Source organism: Lentzea alba (assembly GCF_011067745.1).
In the GTDB taxonomy this organism is placed as follows: Bacteria; Actinomycetota; Actinomycetes; order Mycobacteriales; family Pseudonocardiaceae; genus Lentzea; species Lentzea alba.
Genome location: NZ_JAAMPJ010000006.1, coordinates 361,117 through 378,594, shown reverse-complemented (window position 1 = coordinate 378,594; position 17,478 = coordinate 361,117). Strand labels below are relative to the sequence as shown.

The 17,478-nt window shown below is 68.6% G+C and carries 16 protein-coding genes; 8 read left to right on the top strand and 8 right to left on the bottom strand.

Features of this window, described 5'->3' with window-relative positions; translation table 11 throughout:
* The first annotated feature begins 38 nt into the window (after positions 1-38).
* Positions 39-1,274, top strand: a complete 1,236-nt coding sequence (locus G7043_RS23880; protein ID WP_166048939.1) for a 3-oxoacyl-ACP reductase — start codon at positions 39-41, stop codon at positions 1,272-1,274.
* Positions 1,274-2,032, top strand: coding sequence for a MaoC family dehydratase (locus G7043_RS23875; protein ID WP_166049392.1), 759 nt, complete (start codon positions 1,274-1,276; stop codon positions 2,030-2,032). Before G7043_RS23880 ends, G7043_RS23875 begins: the two co-directional genes overlap by 1 nt.
* Here the strand turns inward: G7043_RS23875 and G7043_RS23870 are convergent.
* A complete protein-coding gene (locus G7043_RS23870) occupies positions 2,021-2,659 on the bottom strand; it encodes a TetR/AcrR family transcriptional regulator (RefSeq protein WP_166048937.1) in 639 nt (212 codons plus the stop codon). The two genes, G7043_RS23875 and G7043_RS23870, sit on opposite strands and share 12 nt — an antisense overlap.
* A gap of 98 nt (positions 2,660-2,757) precedes the next feature.
* On the opposite strand from G7043_RS23870, the gene G7043_RS23865 reads away from it, so the two are divergent.
* Positions 2,758-3,387, top strand: a complete 630-nt coding sequence (locus G7043_RS23865) for an SCP2 sterol-binding domain-containing protein (RefSeq protein WP_166048935.1) — start codon at positions 2,758-2,760, stop codon at positions 3,385-3,387.
* Between the two features lie 15 nt (positions 3,388-3,402).
* Complete coding sequence (locus G7043_RS23860; RefSeq protein WP_166048933.1) at positions 3,403-4,617, top strand: acyl-CoA dehydrogenase family protein; 1,215 nt, start codon at positions 3,403-3,405, stop codon at positions 4,615-4,617.
* A gap of 39 nt (positions 4,618-4,656) precedes the next feature.
* On the opposite strand, the gene G7043_RS23855 is transcribed toward G7043_RS23860, so the two are convergent.
* Positions 4,657-5,052 (bottom strand): hypothetical protein, encoded by a 396-nt coding sequence (locus tag G7043_RS23855; RefSeq protein ID WP_166048931.1) that lies wholly within the window; start codon positions 5,050-5,052, stop codon positions 4,657-4,659.
* Positions 5,053-5,163: 111 nt separating this feature from the next.
* On the opposite strand from G7043_RS23855, the gene G7043_RS23850 reads away from it, so the two are divergent.
* Both G7043_RS23850 and G7043_RS23845 read left to right on the top strand, forming a co-directional pair.
* Complete coding sequence (locus tag G7043_RS23850) at positions 5,164-5,895, top strand: thermonuclease family protein (protein ID WP_207311585.1); 732 nt, start codon at positions 5,164-5,166, stop codon at positions 5,893-5,895.
* A 94-nt stretch (positions 5,896-5,989) separates the two neighbouring features.
* Complete coding sequence (locus G7043_RS23845) at positions 5,990-6,409, top strand: hypothetical protein (RefSeq protein ID WP_166048927.1); 420 nt, start codon at positions 5,990-5,992, stop codon at positions 6,407-6,409.
* Here G7043_RS23845 and G7043_RS23840 read toward each other — a convergent pair.
* The 6 genes from G7043_RS23840 to pdhA form a co-directional block, all read right to left on the bottom strand.
* Positions 6,406-6,732: a hypothetical protein gene (locus G7043_RS23840; protein WP_166048925.1), complete on the bottom strand. Its 327-nt coding sequence runs from the start codon at positions 6,730-6,732 to the stop codon at positions 6,406-6,408. The two genes, G7043_RS23845 and G7043_RS23840, sit on opposite strands and share 4 nt — an antisense overlap.
* 72 nt (positions 6,733-6,804) lie before the next feature.
* Positions 6,805-7,725: a helix-turn-helix domain-containing protein gene (locus tag G7043_RS23835; protein ID WP_166048923.1), complete on the bottom strand. Its 921-nt coding sequence runs from the start codon at positions 7,723-7,725 to the stop codon at positions 6,805-6,807.
* 44 nt (positions 7,726-7,769) lie between these two features.
* Positions 7,770-9,275, bottom strand: a complete 1,506-nt coding sequence (locus G7043_RS23830) for a carboxylesterase/lipase family protein (RefSeq protein WP_166048921.1) — start codon at positions 9,273-9,275, stop codon at positions 7,770-7,772.
* A gap of 66 nt (positions 9,276-9,341) precedes the next feature.
* The gene (locus G7043_RS23825; RefSeq protein WP_166048919.1) at positions 9,342-10,718 is read right to left on the bottom strand and encodes a dihydrolipoamide acetyltransferase family protein; all 1,377 of its coding nucleotides are present in this window, start codon (positions 10,716-10,718) and stop codon (positions 9,342-9,344) included.
* A gap of 14 nt (positions 10,719-10,732) precedes the next feature.
* On the bottom strand, positions 10,733-11,758 hold the full coding sequence (locus tag G7043_RS23820; RefSeq protein WP_166048917.1) for an alpha-ketoacid dehydrogenase subunit beta: 1,026 nt from the start codon (positions 11,756-11,758) through the stop codon (positions 10,733-10,735).
* On the bottom strand, positions 11,758-12,954 hold the full coding sequence (gene pdhA / locus G7043_RS23815; protein WP_166048915.1) for a pyruvate dehydrogenase (acetyl-transferring) E1 component subunit alpha: 1,197 nt from the start codon (positions 12,952-12,954) through the stop codon (positions 11,758-11,760). The genes G7043_RS23820 and pdhA overlap by 1 nt, the downstream gene beginning before the upstream one ends.
* A gap of 355 nt (positions 12,955-13,309) precedes the next feature.
* Here pdhA and G7043_RS23810 point away from each other — a divergent pair, with 355 nt between their 5' ends.
* Both G7043_RS23810 and G7043_RS23805 read left to right on the top strand, forming a co-directional pair.
* The gene (locus G7043_RS23810; protein ID WP_166048914.1) at positions 13,310-14,728 is read left to right on the top strand and encodes a M20/M25/M40 family metallo-hydrolase; all 1,419 of its coding nucleotides are present in this window, start codon (positions 13,310-13,312) and stop codon (positions 14,726-14,728) included.
* An 87-nt stretch (positions 14,729-14,815) separates the two neighbouring features.
* Entirely contained in the window at positions 14,816-17,470 is a 2,655-nt protein-coding gene (locus G7043_RS23805) for an MGH1-like glycoside hydrolase domain-containing protein (RefSeq protein WP_166048912.1), read from the top strand.
* The last annotated feature ends 8 nt before the right edge of the window (positions 17,471-17,478 follow it).

Genomic DNA, 17,478 nt, shown 5'->3' with positions numbered 1-17,478 from the left:
ACTAGCGGGTAGACTTACTAGCGAGTAGGTTGTGTGACGTGGACAGGTACCAGAAGTTCGCAACGTCGGGGCTGGGTCGCCAGCTCGTCCGCAGGCTCGGCCTGCCGAACCCGCATCCGCTCCGGCGCGACGCCGCGCTGGCCACACCCGTGCTGACCGGCGGCGCTTCCCGGCTGCCCTTTCTCAAGCAGCTCGAAACAGGATCCGCTCCCTACGGCGCGTTGGTGTTCGACGCGTCCGAGATAACGACGGTGAGCGAACTGCGGCAGCTGCACGACTTCTTCCACCCGGTGATCACGCAGCTCGGGCCGTGCGGACGGGTGATCGTCATCGGGCGGTCGCCGGACTCCGTGGCGCAACGGGCGCTCGAAGGCTTCGTGCGGTCGGTCGGCAAGGAGCTGCGGCACGGCGGCACGGCGAACCTTCTCTACGTGGCGGACGGCGCCGAGGACGGGGTCGAGTCGACCCTGCGGTTCCTGCTGTCCGGACGGTCGGCGTACGTGTCCGGCCAGGTGATCCACGTTTCCGACAACGCTGCCACCGGCACGATGGAGGGCAAGGTCGCGCTGGTCACGGGTGCCTCCCGGGGCATCGGCGAGGCGATCGCCTCCACCCTCGCCCGCGACGGCGCGCACGTGGTGTGCCTGGACGTGCCCGCGGCAGGGGAAGACCTGTCCAAGGTCGCGAACGCCATCGGCGGGTCGGCGCTGCAGCTCGACATCACCGGCGACCCGGCGAAGCTGACCTCGTACCTGCTGGAACGGCACGGCGGCGTGGACGTCGTCGTGCACAACGCGGGCATCACGCGCGACAAGACGTTGGCGCGCATGGACTCCTCGCTGTGGGACTCCGTGCTGGAGGTCAACCTCGCGTGCCAGGAGCGGATCAACGACGCACTGCTGAACGGCGACGTGCTGCGTTCCGGCGGACGGATCGTCGGGGTCTCGTCGATCGCCGGCATCGCGGGCAACGTCGGCCAGACCAACTACGCCACCTCGAAGGCGGGCGTGATCGGGATGGTTCGCTCGCTGGCGCCCGTGCTGGCCGCGCGCGGCGCGACGATCAACGCCGTGGCGCCCGGTTTCATCGAGACGAAGATGACCGCGGCGGTGCCGTTCGCGACGCGCGAGGTCGGCCGCCGGATGAACAGCCTGTCGCAGGGCGGTCTGCCGGTCGACGTGGCGGAGACGGTGGCGTGGTTCGCGTCGCCGGGTTCCGGTGGCGTGAACGGCAACGTCGTGCGGGTGTGCGGCCAGATGCTGCTGGGGGCGTGATGTTGGTGCGCGCCGCCCTGACGTCGTTCCGGCGCGGGCAAACCCTGGCGGCCCAGCCGGTTTCGGCCACTGTCGACGTCTCACTGAGGCATCTCACGACCTACAGCTCGGTGTGCGGGTTCGGGTTGCGCGACGCGTTGCCGCTGACCTACCCGCACGTGCTGGGCTTTCCGTCGCAGATGAAGCTGATGACGGGCGCGGGGTTCCCGTTCCCGTTGCCGGGTCTGGTGCACATCGCGAACCGGATCACCCAGTCGCGGCCGCTGACCCTGGACGAACCGCTGGAGATCACTGTGACCGCGCGCGATCTGCGGCCGCATCCGCAGGGCACCCAGGTCGACGTGGTGACGTCGGTTTCCGGTGTCTGGGAAGGCGTGTCGACCTACCTGCGGCGGACCGGATCGGGGCCGTCGTCGGGCGAGGAGCTGGAACGACCGGTCGGTTCGGCGGTGTGGCGCGTGCCCGCGGACATCGGACGGCGCTACGGCGCGGTGTCCGGTGACCGCAACCCGATCCACCTGTACCCGTTGAGCGCCAAGCTGTTCGGCTTCAAGCGCGCGATCGCGCACGGGATGTGGACGAAGGCGCGCTGCGTCGCGTCGCTGGAAGGCCGGCTGCCCGAGGCCGTCACCGTGGACGTGAAGTTCAAGAAGCCGCTGCTGATCCCCGGTCGCGTCGAGTTCTCGGCCGTCGAGAAGGACGGCTGGGAGTTCGCGGTGTGGGGCAAGGGGCCCCATCTGCTGGGGTCAGCGGCGTGACGGTGGATGCCAGACGTTGCCGTCGACGAGGTCGCCGAAGCCCATCCAGACGAGGTTCATGAGACGGGCCGCGACGACGCCGGCGGGTTCCTCGGGGTGGTCGAGCCACCACTCCGCGAGCGACTCGCCGGCCCCGACCAGCGCGGCGGCCAGCGACTCGGCCTCCAGCTTGGTCGCGGGTGCCTTCGTGGACTGGGTGAGCAGCGCCGCGACCAGCGACACCGCTCGGCTGCGCATGTCCGTGAGCTCGACCGCGAACGGCCCGCCCTGGGTCGACGCCTGCCGGTGCAGCACCATCCAGCTCGTCCGGTTCTCGCCGACGAACCCGAAGAACGCTCTGAGCCCGCTCCACAGCTGCACGTCGGGTTCCTGGTCGGGCTCGACGCCGGTCGCGATCGCCTCCATCATCCGGGTGGCCTCACGCCGGATGCAGGTCGCGAACAGCTCTTCCTTCGAGCCGAGGTAGGCGTAGAGCATCGGCTTGGAGATGCCGGCGACCTCGGAGATCTCGTCCATCGACGCCGCGTGGAAGCCGAGCCTCGAGAAGACGTCCACGGCAGCGTCCATGATCTGCCGCTCACGCACCGCGCGTGGCAAGCGCTTGGCTCGACCTTCTGTGCGCATCATTACCCCTCGGTTCGGAGCAACAAGATTATCCGATCGGCTTGCCGCCCAATCTACTCGCCAGTAGTCTTACTCACGAGTAGGTATCAGGAGGTGTGTCAATGACGCTCGACCTCACCACCGAGGCGATCGCGAAGCTCAGTCCGACTGAGCTGATCAGCACTTTGCAGCAGATCTCGCCGGACGACCCCGCTCTGGCCGACGTCGACATCGACGTCATCGCCCGCGGCATCGACCCCAAGAAGCTGGGCAAGGACGACTTCGCGGCGTTGCTGAACGCGCTCGGCGAACTCGCCGACGGAGGCGCGGACCTCGACCTCTCGAAGATGGACCCGTCCAACTTCGCCCGCATCATCTCGCGCGCCTCGAAGGACCAGATAGAGGGCGTCGTGTCCGATGCCGCGCTGCGTTCGCGCGTGCTCGACGAGGTGTTCCGCCGCATGGAGGTCCACTTCCGCGCGGACCGGGCGGGCGCCACCCGTGCCGTCGTGCACTTCCACGTGCTCGAAGACGTCTACGAGGCGATCATCGAGAACGCGACGTGCACCATCAACAAGGGCGTGACCCGCGAGGCCCGTGCCATCGTGACGCTCACCCCGGCGGATTTCCTGAAGCTCGCGACCGGCAACGCCTCCGCCCCCGTGCTGTTCATGACGGGCAAGCTGAAGGTGAAGGGCGACCTGGGGTTCGCGGCCGGGTTCATGAGCCTGTTCAACATCCCGAAGGCCTGACGGAGAGGTTTTGCAGTGGGTGGCTTCTCGCTCGAACTGAACGAAGACCAGACCGACCTGCGCGACTGGGTGCACGGTTTCGCTCGCGACGTGATCAGGCCGGCGGCCTCCGAGTGGGACGAGCGCGAGGAGACGCCGTGGCCGGTGATCCAGGAGGCCGCGAAGATCGGCCTCTACGGCTTCGAAGCGCTCGCGACCTGGTTCGCGGACCCGATCGGGCTTTCTCTGCCGATCGCGACCGAGGAACTCTTCTGGGGTGACGCGGGCATCGCTCTCTCGCTGATGGGCACCGGTCTCGCGGTCGCCGGCATCTTCGCGGGCGGCGAGCCCGAGCAGCTGGCCGAGTGGGTGCCGGAGTGCTTCGGCGACGAGTCGGACCCGAAGCTCGCCGCGTTCTGCGCCTCCGAACCCCAGGCGGGCTCGGACGTCGCCGGCTACCGGACGCGCGCGCGGTACGACGAGGCCACCGACGAGTGGGTGCTGAACGGCCAGAAGGCCTGGGCCACCAACGGCGGCATCGCGAACGTGCACGTCGTGACCGCCGTCGTCGATTCTTCGCTGGGTGCCCGCGGCCAGGCGGGCTTCATCGTGCCGCCCGGAACGCCGGGGCTGTCGTCGCCAGGAAAGATCAAGAAGCACGGCATGCGCGCTTCCCACACCGCCGACGTCTTCCTGGACGACGTGCGGGTGCCCGGCCGTTGCGTGCTGGGCGGCCGCGAGCGCCTGGAGGCACGACTGGCTCGGGCACGCGAGGGCCTGAAGGCCGGCGGCCAGGCCGCGATGGCGACGTTCGAGACGACCCGCCCGACCGTGGGCGCGATGGCCGTGGGCGTTGCTCGTGCCGCGTACGACTACGCGCTGGAGTACGCGAAGGACCGCGAGGCGTTCGGCCGCAAGATCATCGAGAACCAGTCGATCGCGTTCGACCTCGCGAACATGCGGATGGAGATCGACGCGTCGCGGCTGCTGGTGTGGCGCGCGGCGTGGATGGGGCGCAACAACGTGCCGTTCACCGCGGGTGAGGGCTCGATGTCCAAGCTCAAGGCGTCCGAGGTGTCGGTGTGGGCGACCGAGCGGGCGATCCACATCCTCGGTGGGGCCGGGTACACGCGGGAGCACCCGGTGGAGCGGATGCACCGGGACGCCAAGATCTTCACCATCTTCGAGGGCACTTCGGAGATTCAGCGGCTCGTGGTGTCGCGGATGATCTCGGGGATGCAGATCAAGTGACGTCTGGCGGGCCGGGGCTTCGTGCCCCGGCCCGTTCGTTCAGCAGGACGAGCCGCTGCGCCCCTTCAGCGCTTCCTCGCCGATCTGCATGGTGGCCTCGGCCGCCGTGCACTTGTCGTTCAGCGCCTTGCTGAACGTCCACACGTCGCGCTGGCCCCGTGCGCCCTGGGTCGGCGGGGTGAACGAGCCTCCGCCGACGAGGCGGATCGACGCGCGGAACAGGTTCACGCCCTCCACGCGGACGTGGCCGTACTTGCCACCGCAGCCTTCGAACTGGGTGATGGTGGCCATCAGCTCGGTGCCGCGCTTGATGACACCGGTCGAGCCGATCTGCACCGCGCTCGGGCAGCTCGGCGGGGTCGGTACTGCTGCTTGCGCTGTTCCCCCGAGGAGCAGGGCCACGCCGGTCGTGACGATTCCCAATTTGATCAGCACGGACGTGAACCTAGGTCGCGTTGGTTAGCCGACGGTAAATCGTCGAACGCGTGCAGTAACGCCCTGTCCCGCTGCTCCGATCAGCCCAGTAGATCGGCGTGAGGGGGAATCGTGATGCTCCCGAATGTGTTCGTGATGGCTGCCGCGGTCCTGGCCGGTGCCGCGAGCAGTGCCTACGTCGTGACGGTCGTGGAGCGTCCGAAACCGGTGGTGGTGAGCCAGGTCGTGCGCGTGGTCGACGCGGAGACGGTCGAGGTGCGCGAGGGTGGTCGCGTCGGCCTGATCAAGCTGGTGAACGTTGCCGCGCCCGCTGCGGGCGAGTGTCTGCACGAGGAGTCCACGAAGCGGCTCAGGGAGTTGCTGCCGGAAGGAACGGCGGTCACCGTCGTGAAGGAAGGACAGTTGGCCGCTCTGTCCACACAGGACGGGAAGCTGGTCAACGCCGAGCTGATCGCGGCCGGGCTGGCGGTGCCCACGGTGAACGGGACGCGCTTTCTCAGCCAGGCCAAGACGGCGAACGCCGAGGCGGCCCAGCAGCTGAAGGGCTTGCACTCGCCGGAGGTGCCGTGCACGTTGCCGGGGCAGGTCAAGGTGATCACCGAGGCCGCGGCGGTGGTCGAGGCGCAGCCGTTGAAGGCGAGCAAGACCGAGTTGACGGTGGCGGCGGACACGGCCAAGACCGCGATCGGGCTGGTGGACCAGCTGGCCAAGCCCGGCGGGCTGACGTGGGACGCGGTGGCGCCGGTCGATCAGACGGTGTTGCTGGCGAAGGTCACCAAGGCGGTGCCGACGTTGTACCGCAAGGAAGCCGAGCTGCGGAACGTCGTGAATGGTTTGAAGTGATGGCCCGCCGTACCCCTGAGCCGGCGGGCCGGTCACAACATCGCGTTTTGCGGTTATGGGACGGTAAACGTCCTGGTGGACTTATCCTCCGGTGGTGAAGCTCTTGCCGCTGCAGTGGGCTGCCGTCGTGGTCATCGTGATCGACGCGATCGTCGTCGTGACGGGTGCGGTGACCGGTGCCGCGCTGTTGGCCGCGCAGGCCAACCTCGTGCTGGTGCTGGCCGGGGTGGCGCTGCTGGTGATGTTGCTGGTGCAGACCGGCGGCGGGTTCAGCGTCGACGGGTCTTCGGCGCTGCGGCTGCTGCGCGAGACCTTGCCGAAGTGGGCGATCGCGCTGGCCGCGGTCGCGTTCTACGGCGGCTGGCTCATCGCGGTTCTGGGCCTGGTGACGGGCAGCGTGGAGACCGGCGGCGAGGCGGCGATCCAGCGCGTGTGGGCCGGGTTCAGCGTCGCGTTCGCCGGTGCTGTGCTCGGGTTCGCCGGAATCGCCCGCAGGATCAAGAAAACCGACTAGAGCGGCAGCGTCAGGACAGCGCCCACGCGCTTGAGCTCGCGGCGGTGCACGGCCAGCAGCACCACGTCGGTGGCGCGGCGGAAATGCAGCACCACGAAGTTCGGGTGCGGCGGGTCCTGGTCGACGATCTGCTCCACGCGGCCCTCTGCGTCGCTGAAGACGATGCGCTCGGCCCAGATGATCTTCGTGGGACCGAAGAACAGCTCGCCCTCCTGCCATTCGCCGTCCAGGAAGACGTCGCCGTCGCCCCGCGAGTTGTCTTCACCACTGGGCCCGAAGGCCTCCGCGAGCACGCCCCCGAGCATCTCGAACAGAACAGACATGACAATCCCCCTTCGTTGCCACAGGAACGAGCTGGGCGCCCAGCTGGTTCCCGCAGTGCACTTCGGAGTGATCTAGCCGAACGGCTGACCGGCCTCGCGCAGCCAGGCGCGCTCAGCTGAGTGGTCCGGCATCGCGGGCCAGCCGTTGACCTTCGCGATCAGCACCCAGTACCGCTCGGCACGCGGGTCCGCGAAGTCGGAGAGTTCGCGCAACCGCTCGACGAGCCGTTCGTCGTTCGGCAGGTTCAGCGCCTGGGCCCAGTTGGCGTTCACGCGGTCCACGACCTCGCGAGCCTCGGCGGCCCCCGGCGCGATGCCGGCGTCGAGAGCCGCACGGGCCTGAGCGATCGCGAAGTTGAACGCCTCCATCTGGTTGTCCCCAGGAGGGCTCATGTCCGCGCCACCGCGGCGCTGTTCCTCGTGCTGCTGGGACATCCGCTTGACCGCCGCGCGGAAGTCCGGGTCCTGCACGAGCTTCGCGAGCTCGACCCACGCCTCCAGCTGCTCGGTCGTCGGGTCGTCCGGCAGCTCGACCCGCACGGACCGCATGTGCTGCTCGAACTGGGGATCCAGCTCGTACGGCCCGAACACCTCCTCGAAGAAGTCGTCGAGGATGCGCTGACGCTCCTCGTCCGACATCCGTGCCAACTCGTTCATCAGTTCCATCTCCCCTCCCTTGGCGACGGCGCGCAAGACGGCACGGCGCAGCCGCAACGTCTTCATCTGCGCGTCGATCGCATCCGCATGAGCACGCGCCACGTCGGTCACCGTCACCTCGCGGGCGAGTACCCGTCCGGCGGTCGGCAGGTCCACACCCAGATCTCGCAGGGTGCGGACGAGCTTGAGCTTGGCGACCGCCTCACCGTCGTACGTCCGGTAACCGCCGACCGTTCTCGCTGTGGGCGGGATGAGGCCCTGGTCGGAGTAGAACCGGATGGTTCGGACGGTGAGGCCGGTCATCCTGGCCAGCTCGCCGATCTGGTAGCGCGTCACGGGGACAACTCTGAACCCTCCAGTGACTGGAGAGTCAAACCCGATTAACCGATCGAGTTCCAGAAGGAGCAGTTGTGCCTGGTCAGGCCGTTGATCTGACCGATCTGGCCGAGCGAGTACTCCTGGACGTCACCCGTCGAGTACCTCGGCCAGCCGGGCTTGCCGGTGCGGGCGAACGTCGTCCAGTCGCGGATCATCGTGGATGCGAGCCGCTGCTGGGCCGGGTTGAGGTCGAAGGTCGGGATGTCGAAGAAGTAGGCGAGCTCGAACGAGTGCGGCGCGCCGGCCGGGAAACCCTCGGAGAAGAGGTTCTTGAACCACCCCATCGGCGCGGTGCGGTCGGCGAACTCGTAGCCGTACGTCGGCGTGTAGCGGGAAAGCAGCCGATCATCGGCCAGCTGGTTGCACACCCACACGCCGTCAGTCAGCACAGCGCCGTACGCCAGCCTCGCGTTCCCGTACGCGCTCACCGGGTACTCGGCAGCGATCCTCGCGGCCTTCTCCGCACCGAACCCCTGCTCCAGCAGCCCCTGGTAGTCGAACGGCTCCGGCACGGTCGCGGACGTGAGCCTGCCCTCGTCACGGGTGTTGCCCCAGATCACCGGGACGCGGTTGAAGCGGCCGGACCTCAGCGCGTCGACGGGGTTCACCGGCAGCACCCGGTTGCCGGTCACCACCGGGGTCGCGCCGCGGTCGATGGCCGTGAAAGCCGTGGGAGGCAACGCACGCAGGCACGCGATGTCCGAACAGCCGAGCTGCGCGGAGATCGCCACCGCGTCGGACTCGGCCGCGGACTTCGTGATCCAGGGGGCGCCGGCCGGCTTGTCGTGGATCACGCCGTTGGCGCCCCACGTCGTGGAGCAGCCACCGCTCTGCGCGATGGCCTTGTGGAACAGCCCTCGCGACAGCGGTGACGTCACGTGCGCACACACGTCGAACGCGCCGCCGGACTCGCCGAAAACGGTGACGTTGCGCGGATCCCCGCCGAACGCGGCGGCGTTGCGCTGCACCCACCGGAGAGCCGCCTGCTGGTCCTCGATGCCGTACGCGCCCGAGTTCGGCAGGTCCGGATGCCCGAAGAAACCGAAGAAGCCCAACCGGAAGTTGATGGTCACGACCACCACGTCGCCCTGCACGGCCAAGCGATTCGTGCCGAACCCGGCGCCGGACAGATAGCTGTTGCCGCCGCCGTGCACGTACACCATGACCGGCTTTCGCCCGTGCCGCGAAGGCGTGGTGACGTTGAGGTACAGGCAGTCCTCGGTGCTGCTCGGCGAACCGGCGCCGTCCGCCTGAGCACAGGCCGGGCCGGGCTTGGTGGCGTCACGGGGTGTCGTCCACGGCGTGACGGGTTGCGGTGAACGCCAGCGCAGCTCGCCCACGGGCGGCGCCGCGTACGGAATTCCCTGGTAGAGCTGGTGATCAGCGAGAACGGTGCCGCGCACCGGACCGGAGTCGGTCCGCACCAGGCCGGGCTCGGCCGCCTGTGCCACACCGATCGGGCTCGCCAGCAAGGCTGCGGCGATCAACAAAGACAGTCGCTTGTTCATGCATAGGCGTCGAAGAAAGGGCCCGCGGATCGACATCCGCGGGCCCCTCGCATACCGAACTGTCTGTCAGTAGGTCATCGCGAAGCCGGGGTCGGCCAGCAGCGCGCCGACGTCGGCCAGGAACTGCGAGCCCTGCTGGCCGTCGACCACGCGGTGGTCGAACGACAGCGCGAGCTGGCAGATCTTGCGAATCTTGATCTCGCCGTCTACCACCCACGGCATGTCGCGGATCGCGCCCAGCGCGAGGATCGCGGACTCGCCGGGGTTGAGGATCGGCGTGCCGGTGTCGACGCCGAAGACGCCGACGTTGGTGATCGTGATCGTGCCGTTCATCATGTCGGCCGGGGCGGTCTTGCCGTCCCTGGCGACGGTGGCGAGCTCGTCCAGCGCAACCGCGAGTTCCTTCAACGACATGCGGTCGGCGTCGCGGACCTTCGGCACCACCAGGCCGCGCGGGGTGGCGGCCGCGATGCCCAGGTGGACGTAGTCCTTGTAGACGATCTCGTTCGCCGCGCTGTCCCACGTCGCGTTGACGTCCGGTGTGCGGCGTGCGGCCAGCACCAAAGCCTTGGCGCAGAACGCCAGCGGCGTCAGCTTCACGCCGCGGAACTCACGGTCGTTCTTCAGTCGCGCGCGCAGCTCCATCATCGGCGTCACGTCGACCGTCAGGAACTCGGTGACGTGCGGTGCCGTGAACGCGCTGTCCACCATCGCCTGCGCGGTCGCCTTGCGGACGCCCTTGATCGGCACCCGGCGCTCCCGCGAGCCGTTGTCCACAAAGGACAAGGCCGACGGGGCAGCGGGGGCGGAGACGGCGCTTTCGACGTCCTCGCGGGTGATCACGCCGTCCGGGCCGGAGCCCGTCAGCGCGCGCAGGTCTACGCCGAGGTCCTTGGCCAGCTTGCGGACCGGCGGCTTGGCCAACGGCACGTAACCGCCGGGAGCCTGGACCGGAGCCGGAGCAGTGACAGGCGCCGCAACCGGAGCAGGAGCAGGCGGAGCCACGACGGCGGCAGGCGCAGCGGCCGGAGCCGGAGCGTCCTTGCGGGCACGACGCTTGGCCGCACCGGACTTCGGGCCGTAGCCGACGAGCGTCGCGATGCGCCCGCCCGGCATCTCCTCGCCGATCTTGCCGGACGAGGTGCCGTTGGACTCGGCAGCGGCCGGAGCCGGCGCGACCGGTGCGGCCGCGCCACCGGGGTCGGTGTCGATCGTGATGATCGGGACGCCGACCTCGACGGTCTGGCCGGGCTCCGCGAGCAGCTCGGTCACGACGCCGGCCCACGGGCACGGCAGCTCGACGGCGGCCTTGGCCGTCTCGATCTCGACGATGATCTGGTTGACCGTGACGGTGTCACCCGGCTTGACGTGCCAGGTCAGGATGTCTGCCTCGGTCAGCCCCTCTGCCGTGTCGGGCAGGGGGAATTGCTTGTACTGCGGCATTTCCGTTGTTCCCCTTACCAGGCGAGAGAGCGGTCGACGGCGTGCAGCACCCGGTCGAGGTCGGGGAGGAACTCCTCCTCGAGCTTCGACGGCGGGTACGGGGTGTCGAAACCGGTCACCCGCAGCACCGGCGCCTGCAAGGAGTAGAAGCACTCCTGCTGGACCTTGGCTGCAATCTCGCTGGCGATCGAGGACTCGGACGGCGCCTCGGACACGACGACCAGCCGGCCGGTGCGGCGCACCGACTCGAACACGGGCGCGAGGTCCAGCGGCGACAGCGTGCGCAGGTCGATGACCTCCAGCGACGTGCCGTCCTCGGCGGCCGCACCCGCAGCGTCCAAAGCCGTGCGGACCATCGGGCCGTACGCGACCAACGTGGCGTCCGTGCCGGAACGCAGCACCCGCGACTGGAACAGCGGGCCGGGCTGGGCCGTGGTGTCGACCTCGCCCTTCTCGTAGTAACGGCGCTTGGGCTCGAAGAACAGCACCGGGTCGTCGCAGTCGATCGCCTGCTGGATCATCCAGTACGCGTCGGCCGGGTTCGAGCACGAGACGACCTTGAGGCCGGCGGTGTGCGCGAAGTACGACTCGGGCGACTCCGAGTGGTGCTCGACGGCACCGATGCCGCCACCGAACGGCACGCGGATCACGATGGGCATCTTGATCTTGCCCTGCGTGCGGTAGTGCAGCTTCGCGACCTGCGACACGATCTGGTCGAAGCCGGGGAAGATGAAGCCGTCGAACTGGATCTCGCACACCGGGCGGTAGCCGCGGATCGCGAGGCCCACGGCGGTGCCGATGATGCCGGACTCCGCGAGCGGCGTGTCCAGCACACGCTGCTCACCGAAGTCCTTCTGGAGACCGTCGGTGATTCGGAAGACACCGCCGAGCTTGCCGATGTCCTCGCCCATCATGATGACCTTGGGGTTGGCCTCCATGGCCGCCCGCAGGCCCATGTTGAGCGCCTTGGAGATCGTGAGCGTCTGCACCGGGGTCGCCGGAGCCGCGGCGGTCGAACGATCCATCGTCGGAGCAGCCATCAGTGCTCACCTCCAGCAAAACCCGAGACGTAGTCGAGGAACTCATCGCGCTGCGCTTCGAGGACGGGGTTCCCCTCGGCGTACACGTTGCTGAAGATCCGTTCAGCGGGCGGATCGGGCATGTTCGTGCAGAACTCCCGCAGCTCCTCGCCCAGCTTGTCGGCGTCCGCCTCGACGCTCTCGAAGAACTCGCTGTCGGCCCACTGCTGGCGGACCAGGTAGACCTTGACCCGCTCGATCGGGTCCTTGAGCTTCCACATCTCCAGCTCGTCCGACAGCCGGTAGCGCGTCGGGTCGTCGGAGGTGGTGTGCGCGTCCATCCGGTAGGTGAACGCCTCGATCAGGATCGGTCCGTTGCCGTGGCGGCACTCGTCCAGCGCCCACTTGGTGACGGCCAGCGTCGCGAGGACGTCGTTGCCGTCGACCCGGATGCCGGGGAAGCCGTAGCCGCGGGCGCGCTGGTACAGCGGCAGGCGCGACTGGCGTTCGGTGGGCTCGGAGATGGCCCACTGGTTGTTCTGGCAGAAGAAGACGAGCGGCGCGTCGTAGACAGCCGCCCACACGAAGCCCTCGTGCACGTCGCCCTGGGAGGTCGCGCCGTCGCCGAAGAAGCACATGGTGGCTTCTCCCTCGTCGTCGCCGACCTTGCCGTCGAACTTCTGGCCCATCGCGTACCCGGCCGCGTTGAGGACCTGGTTGCCGATGACGATCGTGTACGGGTGGAAGCGCTTCTCGACCGGGTCCCACGTGCCCTGGTCGGTGCCGCGGAAGATGCCGAGCAGCTCCGTCGGGTTGATCCCGCGGGTCCACGCGATGCCGTGCTCGCGGTAGCTCGGGAAAGCCATGTCGGTCTCACGCATCGCGCGGCCGGCGCCGATCTGCGCCGCCTCCTGGCCGAGCAGCGGCACCCAGATGCCGAGCTGGCCCTTGCGCTGCAACGCGTTCGCCTCGCGGTCGACCCGGCGGATCAGGACCATGTCGCGGTACAGGCCGCGCAGTTCCTCCGGCGTGATGTCGATGTCGAAGTCGGGATGCGTGACGCGCTCACCCTCGGGGGTGAGGAGCTGCACCAGGTCGGCGCCGCCCTCGTCTGTCGCTCGCAAGCCTGCGATCACCTGTTCCGCTGTCGGTTTTGCGGCAGTGGCGGCCGGCGCTGCGTCCGGCTCAGGGTGCGTCCATTGCTCAGGGGACGACATGCGCCTTCTCCTCTGTCTTCTCCGACCGCCTGATCGCTCGTGACGACCTCGTGCGGCGACGTCGGCGGTCGCCGCCAACCCTGTGGGGCCGGAGGCAGCCGTCGACGGTGACGGTGGCTTACGACCACATCCTGACACGGCCTCACCCGTGTTGGTGAGACCCGTCCCACTTCGTAACACACGAGTCAACGTTCTGATCAGCGACAACAGTCGGAGGTTCGACCTTTTGTCCTCCGAGTACGCCGTCCGATTATCGGACGGTGCTGTCCCGGTTACCGATCGTTAACTTCTGGGGAGGCCTCCTGGTAAGAGGCTAAGGACGCGAGCAGAGGCGGAGTCGTGACAGGATCGAGAGGTGGACCGCTCCGTTGTGACCAGCACCGTCCGGACGCTTTGGGACGAGAACATCGTCCCGAGCTTGTCTCAGCTCGTCGCCGTGCCGGCGATCTCGCCCGCGTTCGACCCGGCGTGGGAAGAACACGGCGAACTGGCCGCCGCGATCGAGCACGTGCGCGGGTGGATCACCTCGCGGGAGATCCCGGACGTGACGCTCGAAGTCGTCCAACTGGCGGGACGCACGCCACTTCTGGTGGTCGACGTCCCGGCGTTCGGCAACTCGGGCGACGACACGGTGTTGCTCTACGGACACCTGGACAAGCAGCCGCCGGTGGGCGGTTGGGGTGAAGGACTCGGCCCGTGGACCCCGGTTCTGCGTGACGGACGTCTCTACGGTCGCGGCGCGGCGGATGACGGTTACTCCGGATATGCCGCGATCGCCGCGATCGAGGCCGTGCGCGCGGCGGGCGGCTCGCACTCCCGGTGCGTCGTGCTGCTGGAGACCGGCGAGGAGTCGGGTTCGCCCGATCTGCCGGCGTACCTGGAGCACCTGTCCTCGCGTCTGGGCCGCGTGTCGCTGGTCGTCTGCCTGGACTCGGGCGGCTCCGACTACGAGCGCATGTGGCTGACCACGTCGCTGCGCGGGCTGGTGCAGGTCACGATGACCGTGCGGGTGCTGGAGGGCGGCCTGCACTCGGGCATGGCGTCCGGCATGGTGCCGTCGTCGTTCCGCATCGCGCGCGTGCTGCTGGACCGGCTGGAGGACTCCGTCACCGGCGAGATCCTCGTGCCGGAGATGCACGTCGAGATCCCCGCGCACCGGCTGGCCGAGGTCCGCGAGGCCGTCGAGGCCGCACCGGGTGCGCTGTGGGGTCCCGTACCGCGGGTCGGCGACCTGCAGCCGATGTCCTCCGACGAGGTCGAGCAGGCGCTGGGCACCGGCTGGCGGCCGACGCTCTCGGTCACCGGTGCCGAGGGTCTGCCGCTGCCGGACGACGCCGGCAACGTGCTGCGGCCGTTCACCTCGCTGGTCCTGTCGTTCCGGCTGCCGCCGACGGCGTCCGCTTCGGCCGCCCTGGAGGCGGTCAAGGAGAGGCTGACCACCGACGTGCCCTACGGCGCGACCGTGGAGCTCTCGCGCGTCGAGTTCGCCGACGGCTGGAACGCGCCGGAGCTGGCGCCGTGGCTGTCCGCGACGCTGGACGACGCCGGCAAGGAGGTCTTCGGATCGCCGTGGCGGACCGTCTCGCTCGGCGGGTCGATTCCGTTCATGGGGCTGTTGCACGAGGCTTACCCGGAGGCTCAGTTCCTGGTCACGGGCGCGGTCGGGCCGGACTCCAACTGCCACGTGCCGGACGAGTGGCTGCACGTCGCGCACGCCACTCGGGTCACCGAGGCGGTGGCGCTGGTGCTGGAGGCGCAGTCCAGGCAGGGCTGAGCTCTTCCACCCGTCTTTTAGTGAGGAACAACTCAGACCTGACCTGGGCGCAACCAGGCATGCGACGAGGTGTCCCACACTGGGCCGATGGGCGAACAAGCGGAACGGGCACGTCTCGCGGAGTCGGAGAACCCGACTTCGCCGTGGCGGCTGTGGGGGCCGTACCTGTCGGGTCGCCAGTGGGGCACCGTCAGGGAGGACTACTCGCCCGAGGGTGACGCGTGGGCGTCGTTCCCGTTCGACCACGCGCGAGCGCGCGCGTACAGATGGGGTGAGGACGGCATCGCGGGCATCTGCGATGTGCACGGGTTCATGAACTTCGCCGTTGCACTGTGGAACGGCAACGACCCAATCCTCAAGGAACGGTACTTCGGCCTCACCAACAACGAGGGCAACCACGGTGAGGACGTCAAGGAGCACTGGTGGGTGACCGACGGGACACCCACCCACTCCTGGATGCAGGTGCTCTACCGCTACCCACAACGCGAATTCCCCTACGGCCAGCTCAGAGAGATGGCGCGCAACGCGGGGCGGGAGAACCGCGAGCCCGAGCTGAGCGACACCGGGGTGCTCGACGAGAACCGGTTCTTCGACGTCCAGGTCACCTATGCCAAGGCCGACACGGACGACATCTGCATCGAGATCAAGGCGACCAACCACGGGCCTGAGGACGCGCCGCTGCACCTGCTGCCGCAGTTGTGGTTCCGCAACACCTGGGCGTGGGGACGCGACCAACGGCCGTGTCAGCTCGTTGCGAGCACCACGAGCGGACGCAAGGTCACGGCGGATCACGGCAACCTCGGCCGGTACACGCTGCACCTGGACGACTCGCCGTCGATGCTGATGACGGACAACGAGACCAACGAGATGGCGTTGTTCGGGGCTGAGCGCAACCCGTCGCCCTGGACCAAGGACGGCATCTGCGACTACGTGGTGCGCGGGTCCACGTCCACGTGCCAGGTGGTCGGGCCGGACGACGCCGGTGCGGCGGGCACGAAGTTCGCGGCCTGGTACTCGTTCGACCCGGTGGAGCCGGGCGAGACGGTGACGATCCGGCTCAGGCTGATCGGTGGCGACGGGCACGTGGACCCGTTCGGGCCGAGCTTCGCGGAGACCATGAGCGCGCGCAAGCTCGAGGCCGACGAGTTCCACGACGACATCGCGCCCAACAGCAGCCCCGAGCAGAAGCACGTGCTGCGGCGGGCGCTGGCCGGGTTGATGTGGACCAAGCAGCACTACCGGTTCCGGACGCGCGACTGGCTCGACGGCGACCCCACCAAGCCCGAGGCGCCTTCGTCCCGCAGAACACCCGAGGCGCGCAACGTGCACTGGCGGCACCTCGACGTGGCCGACGTGATCTCCATGCCGGACGAGTGGGAGTACCCGTGGTTCGCGGCGTGGGACCTCGCGTTCCACACGATTCCGTTCACGTTGGTCGATCCGGCGTTCGCCAAGGAGCAGCTGCTGCTGTTCTGCCGTGAGTGGATGATGCACCCGAACGGCCAGATTCCCGCCTACGAGTGGGAGTTCGGTGACGTCAACCCGCCCGTGCACGCGTGGGCGGCGTTGCAGGTCTACCGCGCGGACGGCAGCAGGGACCGGCAGTTCCTCGCGAAGGTCTTCCACAAGCTGCTGCTGAACTTCTCGTGGTGGGTCAACCGCAAGGACGCGGACGGCAGTTACCTGTTCGAGGGCGGGTTCCTCGGCATGGACAACATCGGGCCGGTCAACAGGTCCGAGCCGATGCTGGGCGAGTGGCGGCTGGAGCAGTCGGACGCCACGTCGTGGATGGCCGCCTACAGCCTGCACCTCATGCAGATGGCGCTGGAACTGGCGCGCGACGACGAGTCCTATGAGGACGTCGCGACGAAGTTCGTCGAGCACTTCCTGTCGATCGCGGAGGCGTTCACGCACTTCGGGTCGCACGGCGGCGGCATCTGGCACGACGAGGACGGTTTTTGCTACGACCGGGTCTCGCGACGGCATCCGGACGGCTCCGTCGAGTCCGAGCCCGTGCGGGTGCGCTCGATGGTCGGCCTGATCCCGTTGCTGGCGAGCGCCGTCCTCGAACCGTGGGTGCTCAGCGAGTTGCACGGGTTCACCAGCCGGTTGGAACACCTGCTCAAGCGGCGGCCGGAGCTGCGGCAGTTCATCACGTTCCACTACGAGCGCGGCGCGTTCGTGTCGTTGCTGGACGAGCACAAGCTCAAGCGCGTGCTGCACCGGATGCTCGACGAGCACGAGTTCCTTTCGCCGCACGGAATCCGCTCGCTGAGCGCCGCTCACCGCGAGGGCCTGGAGGTCAACGTCGCGGGCCAGGACCACCGGATGGGGTACGAGCCCGGCGAGTCGCACACACCGATGTTCGGCGGCAACTCGAACTGGCGCGGACCGATCTGGCTGCCCACCAACGCGCTCCTCGTCGAGGCGCTCCGCACGGTCTGCGCGTTCCACGACGGCGTGTTCCAGGTCGAGATGCCGACGCACTCGGGCCGCTGGGTCACCGCCGGTCAGGTCGCCGACGAGTTGTCCGACCGGCTCATCGGGCTCTTCCTGCCCGACCACGACGGGCGCCGGCCGTCCGACGGCAAGCGGATCGAGGCCTCGGAGTCACCGCTTTGGCGCAGGCACGTCACGTTCAGCGAGTACTTCGACGGCGACACGGGCGAGGGCCTCGGCGCGACCCACCAGACCGGGTGGACCGCCCTGGTGGCGGGTCTGCTGACCGAACGCACGCGCTGAGCAGCGGC